Annotated in this window: 13 protein-coding genes and 1 pseudogene; 9 read left to right on the forward strand and 5 right to left on the reverse strand. The window is 61.5% G+C overall.

Annotation, left to right across the window (positions count from 1 at the left end):
* Positions 1–561 precede the first annotated feature (561 nt).
* Positions 562–882: a hypothetical protein gene (locus QTI04_RS31545; RefSeq protein WP_286619144.1), complete on the reverse strand. Its 321-nt coding sequence runs from the start codon at positions 880–882 to the stop codon at positions 562–564.
* Positions 883–1,412: 530 nt separating this feature from the next.
* Between QTI04_RS31545 and QTI04_RS31550 the strand changes: the two genes are divergently transcribed.
* The 4 genes from QTI04_RS31550 (at position 1,413) to QTI04_RS31560 (ending at position 6,535) form a co-directional block, all read left to right on the forward strand.
* Positions 1,413–1,718 carry a hypothetical protein gene (locus QTI04_RS31550; protein WP_286619145.1) on the forward strand — a complete coding sequence of 102 codons (306 nt, stop codon included), beginning with the start codon at positions 1,413–1,415 and terminating at the stop codon, positions 1,716–1,718.
* Between the two features lie 306 nt (positions 1,719–2,024).
* Positions 2,025–2,792: a hypothetical protein gene (locus QTI04_RS31555; RefSeq protein WP_286619147.1), complete on the forward strand. Its 768-nt coding sequence runs from the start codon at positions 2,025–2,027 to the stop codon at positions 2,790–2,792.
* A 496-nt stretch (positions 2,793–3,288) separates the two neighbouring features.
* Positions 3,289–3,510, forward strand: coding sequence for a hypothetical protein (locus QTI04_RS34395; RefSeq protein ID WP_369292809.1), 222 nt, complete (start codon positions 3,289–3,291; stop codon positions 3,508–3,510).
* 1,015 nt (positions 3,511–4,525) lie between these two features.
* Positions 4,526–6,535 carry an MASE1 domain-containing protein gene (locus QTI04_RS31560; protein ID WP_286619148.1) on the forward strand — a complete coding sequence of 670 codons (2,010 nt, stop codon included), beginning with the start codon at positions 4,526–4,528 and terminating at the stop codon, positions 6,533–6,535.
* Positions 6,536–6,601: 66 nt separating this feature from the next.
* Here QTI04_RS31560 and QTI04_RS31565 read toward each other — a convergent pair whose 3' ends face one another.
* On the reverse strand, positions 6,602–6,988 hold the full coding sequence (locus QTI04_RS31565; protein WP_286619150.1) for a response regulator: 387 nt from the start codon (positions 6,986–6,988) through the stop codon (positions 6,602–6,604).
* A complete protein-coding gene (locus QTI04_RS31570) occupies positions 6,985–7,815 on the reverse strand; it encodes a response regulator transcription factor (RefSeq protein WP_286619151.1) in 831 nt (276 codons plus the stop codon). Before QTI04_RS31570 ends, QTI04_RS31565 begins: the two co-directional genes overlap by 4 nt.
* Before the next feature lie 189 nt (positions 7,816–8,004).
* Here QTI04_RS31570 and QTI04_RS31575 point away from each other — a divergent pair, with 189 nt between their 5' ends.
* On the forward strand, positions 8,005–9,543 hold the full coding sequence (locus tag QTI04_RS31575; RefSeq protein WP_286619153.1) for a winged helix-turn-helix domain-containing protein: 1,539 nt from the start codon (positions 8,005–8,007) through the stop codon (positions 9,541–9,543).
* Positions 9,544–9,971: 428 nt separating this feature from the next.
* Here QTI04_RS31575 and QTI04_RS31580 read toward each other — a convergent pair.
* Positions 9,972–10,124, reverse strand: a pseudogene (locus tag QTI04_RS31580) (DUF3606 domain-containing protein); the annotation flags it as partial.
* Positions 10,125–10,300: 176 nt separating this feature from the next.
* On the opposite strand from QTI04_RS31580, the gene QTI04_RS31585 reads away from it, so the two are divergent.
* The 4 genes from QTI04_RS31585 to QTI04_RS31600 all read left to right on the forward strand — a co-directional run bounded on the left by QTI04_RS31585 (position 10,301) and on the right by QTI04_RS31600 (position 17,243).
* Positions 10,301–10,921, forward strand: coding sequence for an RNA ligase family protein (locus QTI04_RS31585; RefSeq protein WP_286619155.1), 621 nt, complete (start codon positions 10,301–10,303; stop codon positions 10,919–10,921).
* Between the two features lie 171 nt (positions 10,922–11,092).
* Entirely contained in the window at positions 11,093–11,422 is a 330-nt protein-coding gene (locus QTI04_RS31590) for a hypothetical protein (protein ID WP_286619156.1), read from the forward strand.
* 1,139 nt (positions 11,423–12,561) lie between these two features.
* Positions 12,562–15,522, forward strand: a complete 2,961-nt coding sequence (locus QTI04_RS31595) for an autotransporter outer membrane beta-barrel domain-containing protein (protein WP_286619157.1) — start codon at positions 12,562–12,564, stop codon at positions 15,520–15,522.
* A 725-nt stretch (positions 15,523–16,247) separates the two neighbouring features.
* Entirely contained in the window at positions 16,248–17,243 is a 996-nt protein-coding gene (locus QTI04_RS31600) for an ABC transporter substrate-binding protein (protein ID WP_286619159.1), read from the forward strand.
* A 450-nt stretch (positions 17,244–17,693) separates the two neighbouring features.
* Here the strand turns inward: QTI04_RS31600 and QTI04_RS31605 are convergent, their stop codons facing one another.
* Entirely contained in the window at positions 17,694–18,875 is a 1,182-nt protein-coding gene (locus tag QTI04_RS31605; RefSeq protein ID WP_286619160.1) for a hypothetical protein, read from the reverse strand.
* Between the last annotated feature and the right edge of the window lie 2 nt (positions 18,876–18,877).

Below are 18,877 nucleotides of genomic sequence, written 5' to 3' on the forward strand. Positions count from 1 at the left end.
CCCAACTCCGACAACCACTCTGACATCACGTTCCCATGTTGCTGTACATGGGAACGTAGCTTCATGGTCCATGGCGGCCGCCGCAAGGACGTGGTTTATTGAGCGCTTACAAAGTATTCCATCGCAAACCTCCTCTCGTTACGGTCCGGCACGGGGAGGAGCTTCGCCAGCCTCATGGCCCCGAGCAATTTCAGCGACATCGATGTGCCGGTAGGTTCGCCTTTGCCGATCGCTACCGACGACGTTCGCCAGCCTATCTACCTCCGCTCGCCTGATAGGGCCTCGAGCCCGCTCTTTCCTCGTGCTTGGGCGTCCCAATTCGACAAGCAGCCACATCGCTGCCATCGAGGGCGCCCACCCCCCTGCGGCAGATTTTGCGATTTCTCGACCGCCCCCGGCAAGAGATTCCCACACAAATATCTAATATATTCAAATAGTTAGAAGGTATACTGAATTGAAATTATTAAGTATTGGTATACTGAAATCGAAGTGAATTCGGATACCGCTGCAGTTGTTGCAGCTCTATGCAATGCTGTGTTTTGCGACTCCGGTCACAAGCACTCAGGAAGGCGTGCGCGACTCTTTCGTCTTCCCATCAGCCACCGTGCACGGGATCTCCGGCCCCCAGCCAAGGTCGGTGAGTGCTTTAGCCAATCGAATGCGAACCTCGCCAGGACAGGGTGGCAAACTGAGGTCGAAGCCCTCCATGACCACCAGCGGGGGATCATCAAGTGACCGCCTAAGAAGTAGTCGCCCGTCACCCACGATGAACTGAGCGTTGGCATGCACAGGGCGACCATTTAGTCCTTTGAACCAAGCCACCAATCGCCACGCCGCGTTGCTCTCGTCAGTCAGATGAAGCTTGTCGATACGGAACGTCATGTCGTCTCTGCCTTGCTGAATGATTTACTCCAGGCGCGGCGCCGTCGGACTTTGAACGCCCACACCACGCTCGAATCAGGACCTTCACACGGCTGTCACAAGATTTCTGTGCCTCACGCTCCCACGGCCCACCTCCTCCATCAATCGCGGCGAAACTGCAGTGATGGCTTCAGCTTCATCAGGCGCATCTTGCAGAGTGAACGCTGTTGCTCCCTGGTTCCGTAGACGGATTGAGGATGCGTCCACTTACCTCTTGCAGGAAGCGGATAAGTGCTCTAACACTCGCACCTCATGCGACACACGGTTCGCACTGCATGCGAGGGTGCTCACCATACAGATGCGCGTTCGGAGGCAAAAGCGTGGACAGGCCCAAAGGGGCGAGCGCCAGCAAAAATGGGGCGGGCAAATCGCCCGCCCCGCTCAGTCAGCATCCAATGCCGAACAGGCCTGTAAGTTCGCTAGAGCAGGGCTGGTCTGTCCCCTACCACTCTCGCTTCGGCCAACACCAAAAGGCGTGCCATTAGGAGTCGATGATCTGCGGCCGCTTTGTCCAAGGGCGTCTTCAGCCCGTTAGCCAAGCCGCCACGCTCAAGCCGAAGAAGGGCGTCCTGCAGGACTCCGCTGGCGGGGAGCGCTTGTTCAATTTCGTCCTGTTCGATCCATCCGACCCCAACCATCACTTGGGTACGGCTCCAGCCGAGATAGTTCGCTATGACGGCCAGTCGCTCCGGCGTGAGTCGCGCAAGTCGCTGTGGTTCTTTTCGCAGCCTGTACCAATGCCCAATCGAGATCTTCAGGATCCTCGCAACGTCTGCTGTGGTGTGATTTTTGTCTGACGCCCTCTTCAAAAGCGCATCCCGGAGGTGTTCAGCGCGCTCAGCGGCGCCGTCAGGTCTAGATTTTTTCAAGAATGTTCCTATGAGCTCAGAGACGACCTCTGCTGCGTGTCTAGGAACTCATCGCATCAATCGTTGCAGTACCGCGAACCGCCGTATCGGACTGACGTCGACTGCCATGCACCAAGTTCGACGTCCTTCTTGCATGCCGTGCAACTCGTAATTCGCATGCCATGCGAGTGTGAGAGGGAATGCGATGTTCCGGCCTTCAACATCGCATGGCATCGTGAAGACAAGGTGCACCCCATGGCAATCTACGTTCGAATCGACACCGGAAGATCGGCTAGCGACACGCGTTCTGACTGCCTGCGCTTTTTCGGTTCCATCGTCGCAAGCCGATTGGCGCCGGTTGCGGATTACACCCTTCATGGATGGGCCAGAGGAGAGCCCTATGAAAGCCACCCCATCAGCCGGCTGGAACACTACTCTCGCTGGTCGGAGCCTGGCCTCGCGCTCGCAGCTCGACTGATCGACAACTCCCCGCCATCTTTCCTGGCCGACAGGCTTGAAGCTCTCCCGCTGACTGCGGCCTTTAGCGTTGGCGCAAGTCCGTTGGACGCCGTCGAAGTAGAAGTTCTCACCGTCGATGTCCAGGACAGGATGTTTTGGGCGGCGCTCTCCACTCCAGTCAAGAACCTGCTCACCTGCGTCCTACCTCTCGATTCGGGCATGCCTCTGCGCGCGGCGTTCTTGCAGTGTTGTTTTGGCGTGCTCGATTGGCATCTGCACCCATCGCCCATTCCCGAGCCGCTGACCAGCGTCCCAGTCCGCCAAGGTAAATCCGGCCCCGTCGTCGCCTTGCCTGATATCCCGGCACATCCGCGCGCCCACCTTGTTCAGCGACTTGGCCTGAAAAGCTGGCCCCCTTCCGTTCCCGCCGATCTCTGGCTGAACTTCATCGGTCCAGATGCCGTCTCAGCCCCAGATGGCTCACGAGAGCAGGGACCGTGTGAAAGCGCAAAGTGTGCGCGAGCCAGCTCGTCCCATCCCCTCTCTGGCGAGAACGCATCTTGACCACAGTGCGCGCCAGGGTGGTCGCGATTACCCGTTCTCGCGCATGGCAAAACTCCTTGCTGAAGATGCTCGCTGGCTCGCCCTGGCCCGAGATGCGAAAGGCTTCAACGTTAGAAAGTTGCGCGAGGGGGCATGGCTGTGCTGCGAGCTTGCCTCAAGTCGGCAGGTACTCGCCGCACACCCTTGTGAGCCGCCGGAACCTGGTTCCGTCGCTTCGCCGGAGGACGCAGCGGTGCTGATTCGCGATCGTGCCCGGCGCGAGGAGCTAGCACTGCTTTTTGCGCCGACGCTGCACCGCCTGGCACCTGTTGGCGAAGCTCCAGTCGTTCGACTCTCGATGTGGCAAGTCTCGGAATTCTCCTGGGGGGCCCGACACGTTTGCAGCTATGACCTGGGAGGGCGCGAAGGTTGGCTCAGTCCTCTCCTCGTTGAATTCGACCAGGCCAGGGCGACATTGTCGTGAGGTGGCGCAACTGTTGAAGGATCTGCCATGACGATGGGCTTCGAACGTCGATTGGCCCTTGAGTCGGCTGGCGAACTTTTGCAGGAATTGGCCAAGGGGTCTCTGCGGCCAGGCCCAGGGGAACACCCGATGGATTTGCCCACGCTGCAAGAACGTGCTCGGCATATTTTGAGGCACTACCCGGAGCCCTGGCAGATTGAGGCTGCGACCAGGAACCCTCGACCCCTTCGCGAATGGATCAGCGCGGGACCGTGAGTGCGATCCATGCATCTGTTTTGTGACGACCACGTGTGTCGATCGACGTCGCGATTGCCTTGGGCGTCTAGCCATGAAAATCGGTCACAGCGCGAGCAGGAAACGCGGCGCTCTCAACACATGGTCGCATCTGGGCGCTTCGCCCTTGTCAAAGATTCGCGCTCAACGTTGAAATGTGCGCAACGCTGGCTATGTAGCTCACGAAAAAAGGGATGCGCTGTTCGAGTCGCCAGCACTCCCGCTTGGCCACGTGCCCGGCTTGCAGCGAGGCTGATTTCGCATCGCCGCTACCACGGACGCTGGTCGCAATAGTCTTTCGGCGATCGGACTTTTAGTGGCGGTGCTCCAGCCAAGAGCACGGATGCGCCATGCCGCATTGGGAACGTTCTTCTTCTGTCAACTTCGATCTGTCTGAGACGGTCTGCGGCCGGAACCGGAAGTTCGGTCAAGGCACTTCTTCGGCCGCTTCGTGCCCATTGCCGACATCTGTGTGAGCGTGTCGACTTGGAGCAACCGGCCAAGACCGGCCGGTCGGCCGCGCCGCAGCGTTCTCAGGATAGCGGACGTTCGTGGCGCGCGCACGACGACTTGGTTAGGGCTTCGGAAGACTTTGTCCCGAAGCGCGTGCACACAAACTGTCGGCCATGAACAATCGGTCACGAGCGCACGTCCTTCGCGGCCGCTCAGTTCGCGAACCCGAGCCCCTTCATCGCGGAGGCCAAGCAAAGTCGCCCGCATGCCGCAGTTCGACTTGGGTTCTCAGTTGTGCCCAACGCAGGATTTCATTTCACAAATCGAGGAACATGAAGAGATTTGCTTCGCTCTCGACTGCCTATGGACAAGGCGGCAGGATGGTGCTTCGGGGAGCTCCAATGCGTCTCGTGGCCGGCAACTTCTTCGTTCGCGGCAAAGCGGCACGAGGTCTAAGGCAAAGGCGTTTCGATCGCCTTCGCCAAGAGCACGACGAGGCGATGGCACGGCCGTCTGACATCCTTTCTTTGTCCAGGGGCAATCGATGACGCGGCTCTGGGCGCACCGCCCCCAACTCTTGCACTTGGGCCTCTTCAGTGGGGCCTATGTGCTGGGTGGGGGATTCGCCCAACTGCTCGCAATCGTGCCTGGGACAGGCATTTCCATTTGGCCACCGAGCGGGCTTTTCATTGCAACGCTTGTCCTGGCCCCCAGATCCAGCTGGCCGTGGTGGGTGCTGGCGGGTTGTTTCGCCGAATTGGTCGGCAATTTCGTGTGGTTCCACAATTCGGTGCCGGCTGCCCTTCTGATCTATACCGGAAACGCTCTCGGAGCAGTGTTCGGCTCATGGTTGGTGAATCGGGTTTGCGGGCGGCCGGTCCAGCAGGAAACTTTGCAGCAGGTCCTCGCTTTCGTCTTGCTTGGCGCCGGCGTTGCGCCGATCTTCTCCGCCACGGTGGGAGCTGCAACCGTTGCGTTTGTCATGCAATCGCAGACCTTCATCGGCGCTTGGATACTCTTCTGGATCGGTGACGCCACTGGGGTTCTGATCGTAGCGCCACTGGCGGTGGTCGTATTCCAGAACTGGCGCCGCGGAGCGCACTTCTCAGCCGCGAGGTGGTTGGAGGCTGGCGCCCTTGCCGTCATTTTTATCGCTGTATCCGCGCTCTCCTTGGGCGGCTATTTGCCATTCGCCTACATCATCATGCCGCCGCTGCTGTGGGCCGGCGTGCGCTTCGAGTTCAAGGGTGCGGCTGTCATGTTGGTTCTTCTCGCCCTGGTCACGGCCGCATTCACAATATCCGGAGCCAGCCAGTTTGCCGGCGACGCCGGGTCCCAGCGGAACAAGCAGATCATGCTGCAGCTCTTCCTTGGGATCTCGGCATTCTCAGCGCTTATCGTGGCCGCCATATCCCGGCAGCACCAGCAGGCCGTGCTCACTTTGCGTCAAAGCGAGCGCTCTCTGCGAGAACTCGTTCAAACGCTCCCGGTTCAGATCTGGTGCACTACCCCGGAAGGCAACCCTACATATTTCAGCCAACAGTTCCGTGATTTCGTCGGCTTTAATGTCGAGGAAAAGGATGGCGACGGCGTTTCCCGGCTATCCAGTGTGTTGAGCGCGATCCTGCATCCCGACGACCTTGCCGTCGTCACTGCGCGCTTCGCCCATTCGGTGAAAACCGGCGAGCCTTTTGCCTTGAAGCATCGTCAACGGCGCTTTGACGGGCAGTACCGATGGGTCGAAACGCGCGCGGCTGCAATGCGCGATGGCCAGGGCGCGATCGTGCAATGGAATGGTGTCTCCCTCGACATAGACGACCAGGTGCAGGCGGAAGACTCACTGCGTCACGCCTCTGTGAAGCTCACGCAGGCCACTCAAGCCGCCAGCCTGGCCGAACTCTCGGCCTCGATCGCGCACGAGGTGAATCAGCCCTTGGCCGCGATCGTCGCCAACTCTCATGCATGCCAGCGCTGGCTGGGCACTGAGCCTCCCAATATGGAGCGGGCCAAGCTCACCGTCGAGCGAATCACTCGTGATGCCAATACTGCGGCGGATGTCGTCAGTCGCATCAGAGCCCTGTTCCGTAGAACGCCGGACGTCAGGTCGTCAGAGGACGTCAATCGTCTGATCAGTGAGGTCTGCCGATTGATGAGCGACAAGACCGCGACGCCGGCCATCCGCATCGTCATGAATCTTGAGTCGGACCTGCCCTCGGTTGCGGTTGATCGCATCCAAGTGCAGCAATTGCTCGTAAACCTGATTCGTAATGGGATGGAGGCAATGGATACCGCGTCCGGCGGGGCGCGCACGCTTCAGATTCGTTCCTGCCGCGACGGTTCGGACGCGATCCGCGTCGAGGTTCGCGACTCTGGAACAGGCTTCAAGGAAGTCGAGCGAGCGTTCGCACCATTCTTCACGACCAAGCCGAACGGCATGGGAATGGGACTCGCCATCTGCCGGTCGATCATCGAATCGCATGGCGGCCGACTCTGGGCGGCCAACAACGAGACGCGCGGGGCCACCGTGGCCTTTACGCTGCGATTGGCGAACTAGCTGGATCCGCCGTAACCACTACCTGCAACCAAGTCGTCAACCCGAAGAATTTAGCCTTGAGCTTCGTTAGGCTCGAGGGCTCACGGCATCGGCGATCGCGGAGAGCAGGTCCTGCGCGCTGAAAGGCTTCCGGAACAGTGCATGCACATCGCCGGCCAAGGGCATGTCGCGCGTCATACGTTCAGCTCGGTCGTGGGCCGTGAGCAGAATGACGGGCAACTGGGGCCGCTGCTGGTGGGCCAGAGCCATGACTTGCCACCCGTCGATGCCAGCCATGCAGATGTCTGAGATCACGCAATCGACCCGATGCAAGGCATCCCCCTCGAGCAAGGCGCTGCCCGAGGAAAAGGTGAGCGCCGCATAGCCGGCGGATTCGAGCAGCTCGGAAACGGACTCCAGCACCGCCAGGTCGTCATCGACCACCGCAACGGTCGCTTGCGAGAAGGTGCTCATCGTGCGTAGGGCTCCTGATCCCGGGCCACAGTTGAAGTGCGGGAAGCCCCTGGATGCATGGTCGGCTCGGCTTCCGCATGGGGGGCGATGCCCAGCTTCACCGACATTCGCACGAGGTCGGCGAACGACTCCGCCTGCATCTTGCGCATGACGTTGCCGCGATGGATCTGCAGCGTTACTTCGCTGATGCCAAGCTTCGCGGCGACCTGCTTGTTGAGAAGGCCTTGCGAAATGAGGGGAAGGACCTCCCGCTCGCGCCGCGTGAGCGTCTCGAGGCGCCGCCCAAGCTCCGCGACTTCCGCGTGCGCCGATTGCTCAAGATGATGCTGCTTCATCGCTGATTCGATGGCGGTCAGCAGCTCCTGCTCGCCGAACGGCTTGGCCAGGAAATCCACAGCGCCCGCTTTCATCGCGCGGACGGTCGACGGGATGTCCCCATGGCCCGTGATGAAGATGATCGGCGGATGCCTGCGGCCGGCGAGTTGCCTCTGCAGTTCGAGGCCATTCATGTCGGGAAGCATCACGTCGAGCACCAGGCAGGCCGGCGCGGCGACCGTCGCGCTCGCCACGTATTCGGCGGCGGAGGCGAAGGCTTTGATCTTGAAGCCCAGCGAGGCGATGAGTTCCTCCATCGCCTCCCGCACGCTTGGATCGTCGTCGACGACGAATACCGTGCCATTTCGCGCCATCATCCTGCCTCCTGCATTCGAAGTCCCTTGGGCCTCATCGCCCTCTGCCCTGAACCGAAAAGTAACGATCCTGGGTCCAACGGACGGGCGCGTCAACAAGCACGCGCAACCTTCAGTGCGCCGTGTCTCTTCGCGCACGAATTAATAGAAAGCTGCTATTTCCTCCAGGCAGCCGGTGCACTACCTTTCGCCCTTGGTCGTGAGTCGCAGGAATGCTCCCGCATTCGGCAGCCGCTCTGCCCATCGTATGGAGGAAAAGAAATCCATGACAGCCTTCGCAGCAATGACCAACACGCTGGCGCCCATAGCGGTGTCCGTGCGCTACGCATGAGCACGCGCTCGGGTCCCTCCGTCAGCCCTTCAATCGACGAGCATCGATGGAGCTTCGGGCCTTTCGTCGTCTGGGAGGCTCAGCGGCGGGTCGAGAGATCGGGGCAAGGCTTGCGGATGGGGCCGCGTTCTTTCGATTTACTGTTGCAGTTGCTGAAGCGTGCCGGCGAGTTCGTCAGCAAGGAAGGGCTCCTTGCCACCGTCTGGGCCGGCCTGGTGGTGGAAGAGGGCAGCGTGCGCGTTCACATGTCCACGCTGCGCAAGGCGCTGGGCGAACCTGGCGCGGGCGAGGAGTGCCACGAATGGATCTCCACCCTTCCCCAGCGCGGTTATCGGTTCAACGGACGCGTCCGTCGCGATCACACTGGCGCGATCGAGGCCGTCACGCAGCCGTGCGCGCCACCGCTCTCGAAGCTGCCGCTGCGGTTGACCGAACTCGTCGGCCGCGACGCGGATTTGGACCGGGCCCTCGCTGCGCTGTCCGAGCACCGGCTGGTGACGATCGTGGGCTCAGGGGGCATCGGCAAGACCAGTGCGGCCATCCGCGCTGCCGAGTGTCGGCAAGAAACGCAACCCGGCCTGGAGGTCGCGTTCATTGACCTGTCGTCGACAATCTCGCAGGACCGAGTGCTCGGGATCGTCGCGCGAGCCGTGGGCGTGGCGGACGATCTGCCTAACCCGGTCCAAGCGGTCGTGCAGGCCCTTCAGGGACGGAGCGTACTTCTTCTGATCGACAACTGTGAGCACGTCGTGGAATCGCTGGCGCAGCCGATCATCGGCCTGTTGACTGCACTGCCAGACCTTTGCATCCTGGCAACCAGCCGTGAGCCGATTCGCGTCACGGGCGAATGTGTCCTGCGGCTGTCCGCCCTCGCGATTCCTGACTCGGAAGACCTCACTCTCGAGCAAGCAATGCGATGGCCCGCCGTCCACTTGCTTCTCGACCGGGCCAAGGCTGCAGGTGCGGGCGCCTTCCACGAGTTGCATGGCCCTCTGCTGGCCAGGATGGCGCGCCAACTCGACGGGATTCCCCTGGCCATCGAACTGGTGGCTGCGCGCCTTGGCGTGCAGTCCATCAGCGATCTCGCCTCCCGGCTGGATGACCACATGCGCCTGCACACCGCCGGAAACCGGACCGCCGCGCCGCGCCACCGGACGCTCGCGGCAGCACTGAAGTGGAGCATCGAGTTGCTGGCGCACGAGGAATTGCGGCTCCTACGCCGCCTATCGATCCTTCGGGGGCGCTTCGACGTCGAATCTGCACTTCGTATCAACGCCGAGGTGGACCCCGACGCGACCTTCAGCGCGCTGCTCTCGTTGGCCGACAAGTCCTTGGTCTCCTTTGACACCAAGGAGTCGGCCGCACCCTATCGTCTGCTCGACACGACGAGGAGCTATGCCGCTAGTCTTCTTGTCCAGAGCGGTGAACACCTGGAAGTATGGGCACGTCACGTCAAGGCACTCGACGCCGACCATGGCCGACCATCACCTTGCGCGAGAAGATGCCGAACACCTAGGCCATCTGCTCGCAAGTGAATCGTTGACGACGACGCGTGTTTCACCGGCGTCTTGTTCGAGTGGCCCGAGGAGGTCCATTGCCAGATCATGAGTCGACGGTGGAAGGCTGCCAACGACGTGCGATGACCGAGCAATCTGCATGATCGCTTGCCGACGGTTCCTAGGACCGCCTTGGATCAAGTCGAAAGACTCCTTCGGGTTGCGGATTCAACCGGTCCATGCAACACACTGAAAACTGCCGTAGGCAGAAGGAGTGTTGCAGATGAAGTATCGAATGCGGACCTACTACACGGGCGCTCATGTTGCGTTGCCTGCGCACCTTTGCCACGGCCTGCTTTGATGGTGCCCTTTTCGTCGGCTTGGTTCTTTCCGCAGCGATGCGATGAGCCGTGCGGTGTCGGCGTCGTACTTCGCATCACCCGGATCCATCGCGGCCGCCATGGCGGTCATTTCTTCCGAAGGTACTCACGCACCTTCTCTGCGCTGTTGCCAACCGCGGCCACGGCTGCCTTCAACTGTTGCTCGCTGACGCCGAGCGATTCGGTCCAACTGCGCACCTCGTGCGGCTCGTTTAGCGAGATGAGCTTGAGGTCCAAGCCGGTCTTCTTCGGGTCGGGTCTTTCATGCGAGTCTCCTGTTGACGTTTATCCAGGCGCGGCTCTGCCCGCGCTACGGACTGGACACGTTCAACCCATTGACGTCGGTTGACCATCGCCCTTTATGCTCCTTTTGCTGACAGCAAATGCCTATAGGGTATGTGAACGTGTGCTTATTTATGGAGCTTCACGACTACCCGCCGATGCTCTTCATCGAGCGCCCGTTGGCTTTCGACGCTGCTGGCTGGGTCTGGGAGATCAAGCTCGACGGGTGGCGCCTCACTGCGAAGTTCGGCGACGGTGAGTGCGAGTTGCGCACGCGCGGAGGCGCCAACGCGACGCGATGGTTTCCAGAGGTCACCCGCAGCTTGGCCGACGTGCGGGGCGGTCCATACATCATTGACGGGGAGGTCTGCGTGTTCGACGGGGCGGGCCGAAGCGACTTCGACCGACTGCAGGCCCGGGCATCGCGCAGGAGGTGCGTCGAGGGCGCCGACCTTGTCGGCTATGCCGTCTTCGACCTGCTTGTGAATCACGGCGTGAACGTAACCATGCTGACGCTGATGCAGCGAAAGGCCATGCTCGGCGAACTGCTGGACCCCTGCCCGGACAACGTGCTAGCGGTTGGTCACTTCGACTCGGACATCGACCGCGTTTTCAACGAGGCAGTGATGCAGCTGAACCTGGAAGGCCTGGTCGCCAAGCGTATGAATAGTGTGTACTTGCCGGGCGTGCGGACGCGCGATTGGGTGAAGGTGAAGCGTCCAGGGGCCGTGCCGGCCGAGCCCTCCAAGCACTAGACATTCGACCGCTGACGGCGGACCGGCTGCGAAATCGCAGTGCCAAGTGGACGTTCTGACAGGCAATTCTTCACCGACTGTGAGGACTTGGGGGGAAGCAGCGAAAGCTGTTGACTTGAGAGGGGCACCGTACTAACTTTCCCGTCCCTTCACGTTTACGGAGCATCCAAAATGATGTCCATTGCTCGCATTGCATCGGTTGCCTTCATCCTGGGAAGTGCCGCCCTTGCTGCCTCGAATTCATCGGCGCAGGCAAGTCGTGAAGCTGGGGCAGCCGCTGAGGCCAAGCGCCAGGGTCAGCTGACCACCAAGGGGGACGAGCAGTATCAGAAAAACGCTCTGGCGCGCTGCCAGCGTCAGCCGGCGGGGACCGCACGCGAGGCGTGTGAAAAGCGCGTCATGGGCACCGGGGAGACCACAACGCGTGGCAGCGTCGAAGGCGGCGGCAAGTTGCGGAGCAACACAATGCAAGTGCCCGCGCCTGAAGCACCTAAGAAGTAGACGTAGCGGGCGACTGCGGATTGCCTTCGGCAAAACGGGCATAGACCAGTGCCCGAGTCCGGAGCTTGTGCCTCCGAACTCGAACTGCAAGTTTCAGCCTGCAACCAAAGTATGACGGTTCCGGCGGGCGACATCGATGCGCGAACGACAGCCTCCGCAAGTCGCGAATCGGAGCTTCGGGCCCCGAAAGAGACTTTTGACCTCGCCGTCTGAACTTCTAGTTCGCGAACCCAAGCGGCGTTGCAGAAGGCCCGATGCACTTTGCACACAAGTTGCCGTTCGCGATTGAGTTCAAGACCGGAAGCCCTGCGCTGGTCCGCGCTGTCGGTCGGAGCCATGCCAAGGTGGCGGCCTGCTCGGCCACGCATTCGATCAGTTCCGCCGTCGCAGTTGAAGGAGCCGGTCTCTCTTGCGATGGCGGAGCTTGGCAGCACCTGGTTCATGTTGATGTCCAGGACGCGGGTCGGCTCTCGTCATTCGCGGCTGCGCGTCAGGCGACTCGTGACCGATGCCGCTGCGTCGTGTTTACCGATGAAGCCAAGGACGGTCTCATGCGACAGCGTTTCGACGAATTGCAGCGGTGAGGCGACGCGATGGTGGCGCAGAGGTGCGTCGACCAACGCGCGCCGGCGAGAGATACCCAGATGAAGTCGACTAGGTCCTTCAGCGTCACCTAGCTGCGGGCAGATAGAGGATGGCTGCGAGCGACGATCCACACCATGTGGTCGGCGTAGAGAAATGTCACATGCGGGTCGGCGATGCTGCTGCTTTCCGGCGCCACGCCAACGACCAAGTCGACCCTCCCGAGCGGACCTGGGTCAAGAGCGTATCGACTGGTGCCTCCTGCACCGCCGGGTCGAATGCGAACCGGTGCGGCTCGGTCCTTCAATCCATTGCAGTTTGGATCCGATCGCGGAATAGCTGACGAAGGAACCAACGATCATGCGCGCCCGCACGGAACCGTCCGAAGGAACGTCAAGCACTCATGCGAATTAACGCTTGTCGATTGCTTTGAGGCAGAGCAAACTGCGCGTCGAAATTGGCAAGTGTCGGTGCCGAGCCATGAAGCAGGGTCGGAAGGTCAGGGGAGGTGACGCAAGGGCGCACGGGTATTGAGTGCCCGGCGAAAGGAGACCGCCATGTTGAATGGGTCGAAGGTTCGCGCAGAGGCCTCTTCCACTCTCGCGATCGCGAAAAGTCCCCACACCTTAAGCCTTGCCTTGATCGGCGTGGCGCTGTGTTGCGCGTCTCCAGTTCTTGCTCAAACTTGTCCTCCCGGACCTGTCGCCCTCACGAGCGGGTCGTGTACCGTCCCCGCGGGAACGATCATCACGGCCCCCGGCATCGGCTTGTCCGCCAGTGGTTTGGGTACGCAACTCACGGCAATCGGCACGACCGTGGACGCCGGGGGAAATGCAGCGGTCGTCGTCAATGGCGCCTCGATGACGTTGTCGGATAACTCCTTGATGCGCAGTGCCTCAGGCGAGGGTGCGAGAGTAAATCAAGCCACTCTCAATGCCACCGACACCAAGTTTCGTACGACTGGCAACGGGCTGGCATACGCTGTCCACGCAGAGCCGTCAGGCATCATCAACCTTACAGGAGGCCAGGTCGGGACCGCCGGCCAGCCGGTTGGGGCATCTCGTCCATATGCCCTAGTCTCGCAAAACATCGGCGCGAACATCACGACCACAAACACGGCCATCAGCACCTTGGGCGCCCAAACGGCCGGCGCTGTTGCTACCGATGGGGGCGTGGCCACGATGAACGGCGGGACGGTCGATACGCAAGGTGACGAGGCGCCCGGGGTCTACAGCGTGGTTCAGCGCCCCAATCCCCCAGGTGGATCGAGAGCAGCCACCGTCAATACCATCAATACTGACGTGCAGACCGTCGGAGCGCGAGCCGCAGGCGGCCTTGCCGAGCGCACTGCAGGCGAGGCGGCAGCGAGCATCTTCGCAACTGACTCCAGGTTTATCACGCGCGGCGATGGTGCGGCGGCACTTCACGCCGGCGTCGGCGGCACTATCGTTGCGACGCGAAGCAAGCTGCGCTCGCAGGGAGTGGGATCCTACGGGGCCATTGCGATAGGTCCTTCGAGTTCCGTTGCACTCAATCAATCAGATGTGAGCACGATCGGAGCGGGCTCTCATGGTGCCGTTGCTGCGGACGGAGGCGCTCTGACGACCGACACCTCGACGATTGGTGTGTCCGGCGCAAATTCCGCGGCGTTGCTGGTCGCAGGCCTGGTGGCACCGGCCACCGCCACCATTTCCGGTGGCAGTCTCACAAACGTTTCAGGCCCGACGGTGGGGGTGGCGGGCGCGGCGACTGTGAACCTGACGAACACAACCGTTTCAGGCAGCGGCCAATGGCTGACGGTTGGGGGTGCTGGAGATTTCCCCCTGGCGCCAAGCCCTCAGGCGCTGGGTGTACCGGGTTTGGCCGAGGATCCCATCCCCGCGCTTCCACCGGTCGCTACGCCGGTCGCAACAGCAGCGCCTACGGTTGCAAATATCGTGGCGTCGGGTTCGACGTTGACCGGCGCGGCGACGACCTTGGCCGGGAGCACTTCCAACGTTGCACTTCGCAATGCCACTGTCTGGAACATGGCTGCCAGTTCGAACGTCACCAATCTCACGAATGACGCGAGCACTGTGAACTTTGGGCTCCCCGCAGGGGGCATCTTCAAGACGCTCACGGTCGTCAACTACGTCGGCGTAAACGGCACGCTGGGGATGAACGCGGTTCTTGGTGCCGATGGATCCGCCTCGGATAGGCTGGTCATCAACGGAGGTGCCGCCACCGGCCTCACCGGACTGCGGGTCGCCAATGCCGGTGGAGCCGGAGCAATCACGGCCGCCAACGGCATTCAGGTCGTGGATACGGCGAACGGCGGTACTACCTCGGCTGGTGCTTTTGTCTTGAGCCAACGCGTCGTCGCGGGTCCTTATGAATACCTGCTCTACCGCAGCAGCAAGGACGCGTCAAATGCCCAGGCCTGGTACCTTCGTTCAGAGGCTCCGCCAGATCCGCCAATCCCGGCTCCACCGACGTCGGAAGTTACGCCACCGACACCGATTCCGCCGACGTCGGAAGTTACGCCGCCCGCACCACCGATAGTGCCTTCGCGGCGCCCGCTGTACCGCCCGGAAGTGGGCGCATATCTTTCCAACATACGCCAATCCGCTAGCATGTTCGTGCATAGCCTGCACGATCGCCTTGGCGAGGCGCAACTGGTCGAGTCGCAGGCGTTCGAAAGCCCCGACAGTCAACGACGCTCTGGCTGGCTGCGACTTGTCGGCAGGAGCGGCGAGTCTTCCAGCGCGGATGGAAGTTTCCATGTCGACACGGATTCAACCCTCTTGCAGGGTGGAGGGGATATTGCGCGTTGGTCCGTTGGGAGCGAGCGAGGCCGCTTGCATGTCGGGGGGATGTTGGGCTATGGCGAGGCCCGGAGTGACGCTACCGCGCTCGGAAATATCGCGCAGTCCCAGGGGAAGACCGACGGCTGGGGCCTCGGCGCGTATGCCACCTGGTACCAGAACGATGAGAACAAGCTTGGCTGGTATGTCGATGGATGGGGTACTTACGGCTGGTTCAAAAACTCTGTGAAGGGCGACACCTTGCCGGAGGTGAAATACGACTCCAAGGCATTCACGCTGTCAGGCGAAACCGGCTATGCAATGAGACTGGGGGCTACGGACTGGGTCGTCGAGCCGCAGGCACAACTGGTCTACATCAAAATTGACACGGACGATGTGGTCGAGGTGAATGGAACACGAGTTTCTGGCCAGAATGGAAGTGGATGGGTTGGTCGATTGGGTCTGCGAACATATCGCACATGGGTCGCCGACTCGGGGCGTCGAACTCAGCCCTATTTGACCGTGAATTGGTGGCGAGAGAACGTGGACAACTCCGTCGGCTTCAACCAACTGGCGCTGCAGGACCTCTACCCAAAAAATCGGTATGAGGTCAAGCTGGGAATCAACGCAGACTTAGGTAAAGGATGGACGGGTTGGGGCAACGTGGGGTATCAATGGGGAAATCAAGACTTCTCGAACACCGCATTGCGGCTCGGCGCAAAGTACACGTGGTGACCCAAGCATGCGGCATCTGCGGCCACGCGGCTGTCTGCACTGAGCTGCGATACCCGTGGTTCGCTGCGACGAAGATGCCCTAGATAACGTGGCGTTGCCAAAGCTTTCCCATGACTAGGCCGTGGCGCTCGTCCTGGCACAGGTCGGGCGGTCGATCACGTTGCTGCAGAAGCGTGCAAAACTGGTTCTCGTCTCCACCGTGATCATTAGCGGGTCTTCGGTTGCACCGAATTCAGCGTCCGGGACGCCTGTTGCTGCGGCCCCAGGTTATCGAGGGGCGCGACGGGCACCAGACTGTGGCGCATGGGCCACCGGGGTCATGTAATGTTCCCTGAAGAAGATCGCCATCTCGATGAAGGGGACATGTCGGCCATCCAACAGTGCCGCAGCGCGGCGCTGGGTGGACACGTCTTAGATAGCGGCCAGTTCTGGTAGGCGATGTCGGCGATCGGCGCCGGCAGCGTGAGCACGGCATGGCCTGCGACTGCAATTCCGAGAAGGCGGTGGCTTGGCGCGAGATCTGCGCGTCCGTCGACGAGCCCGATGGCCGCCAGCCCTCTTAGGAGAGCGGCGCTTCCCCTGCGCTGAGCCGGACCCCGACTCGTAATGCGCAACCAGCAAGTTGCACTCAGCGGGCTTCACGCGGGCGACTACAAGGAAGACCCGATCGCTCCGTCGTCTCGCACCCGCTTTACGGTGAGGCTGTTCGGAAGTAGATTCGGCGCATGAATCCGCGCCCGGCCAACGTTGCGCGCCGGCTCATCGTCCTCGGTGCGGCCGCTGGCGTTGCGGTTGGCGTCTGGCCAGCCGCCCGCCCGCGGCGCATCTGCTACCTCTCGTTTTTTCCGCGGCCAAGCCCCGGCGTCGTGCCGATCTTCGATGCCTTTTTCGCCGGCATGCGCGACCAGGGTTACGAGGAGGGCCGCGACTATGTGATGGACTGGCGGCACACCGGGGGCAAGCCGGAGGGTTTCGACGCGCATGCCGTCGCGCTGGCGGCGGACGGTGTTGACCTGTTCTGGTGTGTTACCACCGCCGCGGCGATGGCCGCGAAGCGCGCGACGAGCACGATTCCGATCGTGTTCTCGGGGGTAAGCGATCCGGTCACGAGCGGCCTGGTCTCGTCGTTGGCGCGCCCCGAGGGCAACGTCACCGGCCTGTCGGCGGTCGACGACGAGTTGCACGCCAAGCGGCTCGAGTTGCTGCGCGAGTTGCTGCCGCAGGCCCGCGAGGTCGCGGTGCTCTGGATGCCCTCGATCGCCACGCACCGGACGGAGCTGACGCAGATCGAGGCGGTGGCGCCTCGGCTCGACATCCGCATCCAGCGGGTCGAGCTGAACCGTGTCGAGGACATCGTAGCTGTCATCCCGCCACTAGCCCGCACGGGCACCGACGCGTTGTTCATCCTCCCGGCGGGCTGGCATGTCTACTCGAGCGGCGAGCTGGTGGCCGCAGCGACGCAGGCGCGCCTGCCGTGCATTGGCGCGGAGCGCTACCACCACGCCGGTGGCGCCTTGCTGACGTACGGGGCGGACATCGCCGCGCTGGCGCGCCGCGCCGCCGGCTACGTCGACCGGATCTTCAAGGGCGCCAAGCCCGGCGACCTCCCAGTCCAGCAGCCGAATAGGTTCGAACTGCTGATCAACTTGAAGACCGCCCAGGCGCTCGGCGTCGCGGTTCCCCGAAGCCTCTTGCTGCGTGCCAACGAGGTCGTGCGCTGAGAGGATGTGGGCGCTGCGATAGCCTCAGGGCCGCTCTTCCGGTAGGACAGCACGCTGTAGCGAGCGAATCCACCTCGCCCTACTGGCCGGCAGTGTGAGTTCGATCCCGGGTGAAGCGGACCCTGCCGGCGCCTATAAGTTCCAGAACTTCGAGCGCACCACACTAGATCATGCCGTAGCCATCGAAAGATTGCGCTCATTGGCTAAACGCCGGCGTTCCCAATTCCCACTCGCCGCCATGCACGCGCCTCATGGCATCGATGAGCCGGTTCATGCGCTCGTGTAATTGTCGGACTCCTGGACTCCTCATCGAGCAGTACCTCGAACAACAGCCACTTCCCGCCTTCCTGGTCCCGCTGCGAGACGATCCAATGCCGCGCTCCGATCTTGAAACGGCGAATCGGGGCGCAGCCCAACCGCGGGTTCAAAGGCGCGAACGCGACGCGCTCGCTAGAGGAATGCCCAAACGTAGCTCAACTGAACCTTCTGCGCCTTGGCCCGATCCGGGTTCAAGGTGTCGGTTTGCAAGCTCAGGTGGAAGTTGCCGTAGTCAAAGCCAAAACCTACCGTTTGGAAGCGCGTTTCGATCATGAAAGAGACAACACCCCAGCCTGTGTCTCGGCTAACGTACAACGTCGGGACGGTCACCCCAGCAAAGCGCTCGACCTGCACCCCATACTGCCATGCGTTTGTGCGATAGGACAGAGAGGCGGCGCCGTACCTCATGATTGGAAACGATGCGTCGACTTGCTGGTTCCTTCCCGAAAGAAGCGGACGATAGTTGACGAAGCCTTCGTTGTCGGTGCCTGAGACGTCGGAATTGATAGTTCGTCGAGTCACGGGTAGGTTGCTCCAACGCATTCGACTCCAAAGGTCGTCGATCTTGACCTTCAGGAAGAGTGCGTCAGACAGTAGAACATCAGCGGCCATCGAAACGCTAACGCCCGTGGCGGTAGCGTTGATTGGTTTCATGAACGGAAATTCACCGCGGCTGTTGAAGTCAGTTTGCGTCGCATTGAACGCGTAGCTGCCGGATGACAAATAGCTGACGGTCCCGGATACCTCTTCCTGACGGTAGCGCGGCTGGGCGGTATAACCGGCGCCGCTGACATACAGTCGCAACGGGCTCCCTGCAATGCCTGAAAAGTCAAAAAAGTGGCCTACGCGCAGTCCTTGTGCCGACCAATTGGTGTACGCGGCATGAACGTGGAATGTCGCGGAATCAGCAGGAGGCTGCCGCTGTTTGTACATGCGGACCACCTCCAGTGTTTCGCGATCGCTATCGACTGCTGCCTGTTGGCGAAGCTCATAAGCGATGCGCCAGTCATTCGATTCCACACCGGCCGCCGCGAGGTTGCGCATCAACGCAACATTGCGGCCACGACGGGGAGAGAACCCATTGCTCCAGTCGTTTTCGAATTCACTGATGGGAATAGCGTCCGACGCGCGCCACAGGTCAATCTCGACATAGGGGGCCCAGTCGGAGAACAGGGACTGGTGTTCATTCGGGGTGGGGCCGGCAAGGGCTGGGAAGGCGGCTATCCCACAGGTCAGCACGCCAGCAAGAAAAAGGGAACGCATAAAACAGACAAAGAAAAAAGCCTGGCGGCCGTGGGCCGCCAGGCTTTGCACAA

This window comes from Variovorax sp. J22R115 (assembly GCF_030317005.1).
GTDB lineage: Bacteria > Pseudomonadota > Gammaproteobacteria > Burkholderiales > Burkholderiaceae_C > Variovorax.

What these genes read in the sequence shown, in the direction of transcription:
- QTI04_RS31550 (WP_286619145.1), top strand. Translation starts at nt 1,413, where the DNA reads ATGATCTGCGGCCGCTTTGTCCAAGGGCGTCTTCAGCCCGTTAGCCAA.
- QTI04_RS31545 (WP_286619144.1), bottom strand. Translation starts at nt 882, where the DNA reads ATGACGTTCCGTATCGACAAGCTTCATCTGACTGACGAGAGCAACGCG.
- QTI04_RS31565 (WP_286619150.1), bottom strand. Translation starts at nt 6,988, where the DNA reads ATGAGCACCTTCTCGCAAGCGACCGTTGCGGTGGTCGATGACGACCTG.
- QTI04_RS31595 (WP_286619157.1), top strand. Translation starts at nt 12,562, where the DNA reads ATGTTGAATGGGTCGAAGGTTCGCGCAGAGGCCTCTTCCACTCTCGCG.
- QTI04_RS31560 (WP_286619148.1), top strand. Translation starts at nt 4,526, where the DNA reads ATGACGCGGCTCTGGGCGCACCGCCCCCAACTCTTGCACTTGGGCCTC.
- QTI04_RS31555 (WP_286619147.1), top strand. Translation starts at nt 2,025, where the DNA reads ATGGCAATCTACGTTCGAATCGACACCGGAAGATCGGCTAGCGACACG.
- QTI04_RS31590 (WP_286619156.1), top strand. Translation starts at nt 11,093, where the DNA reads ATGATGTCCATTGCTCGCATTGCATCGGTTGCCTTCATCCTGGGAAGT.
- QTI04_RS31575 (WP_286619153.1), top strand. Translation starts at nt 8,005, where the DNA reads ATGAGCACGCGCTCGGGTCCCTCCGTCAGCCCTTCAATCGACGAGCAT.
- QTI04_RS31600 (WP_286619159.1), top strand. Translation starts at nt 16,248, where the DNA reads ATGAATCCGCGCCCGGCCAACGTTGCGCGCCGGCTCATCGTCCTCGGT.
- QTI04_RS31585 (WP_286619155.1), top strand. Translation starts at nt 10,301, where the DNA reads ATGGAGCTTCACGACTACCCGCCGATGCTCTTCATCGAGCGCCCGTTG.
- QTI04_RS34395 (WP_369292809.1), top strand. Translation starts at nt 3,289, where the DNA reads ATGGGCTTCGAACGTCGATTGGCCCTTGAGTCGGCTGGCGAACTTTTG.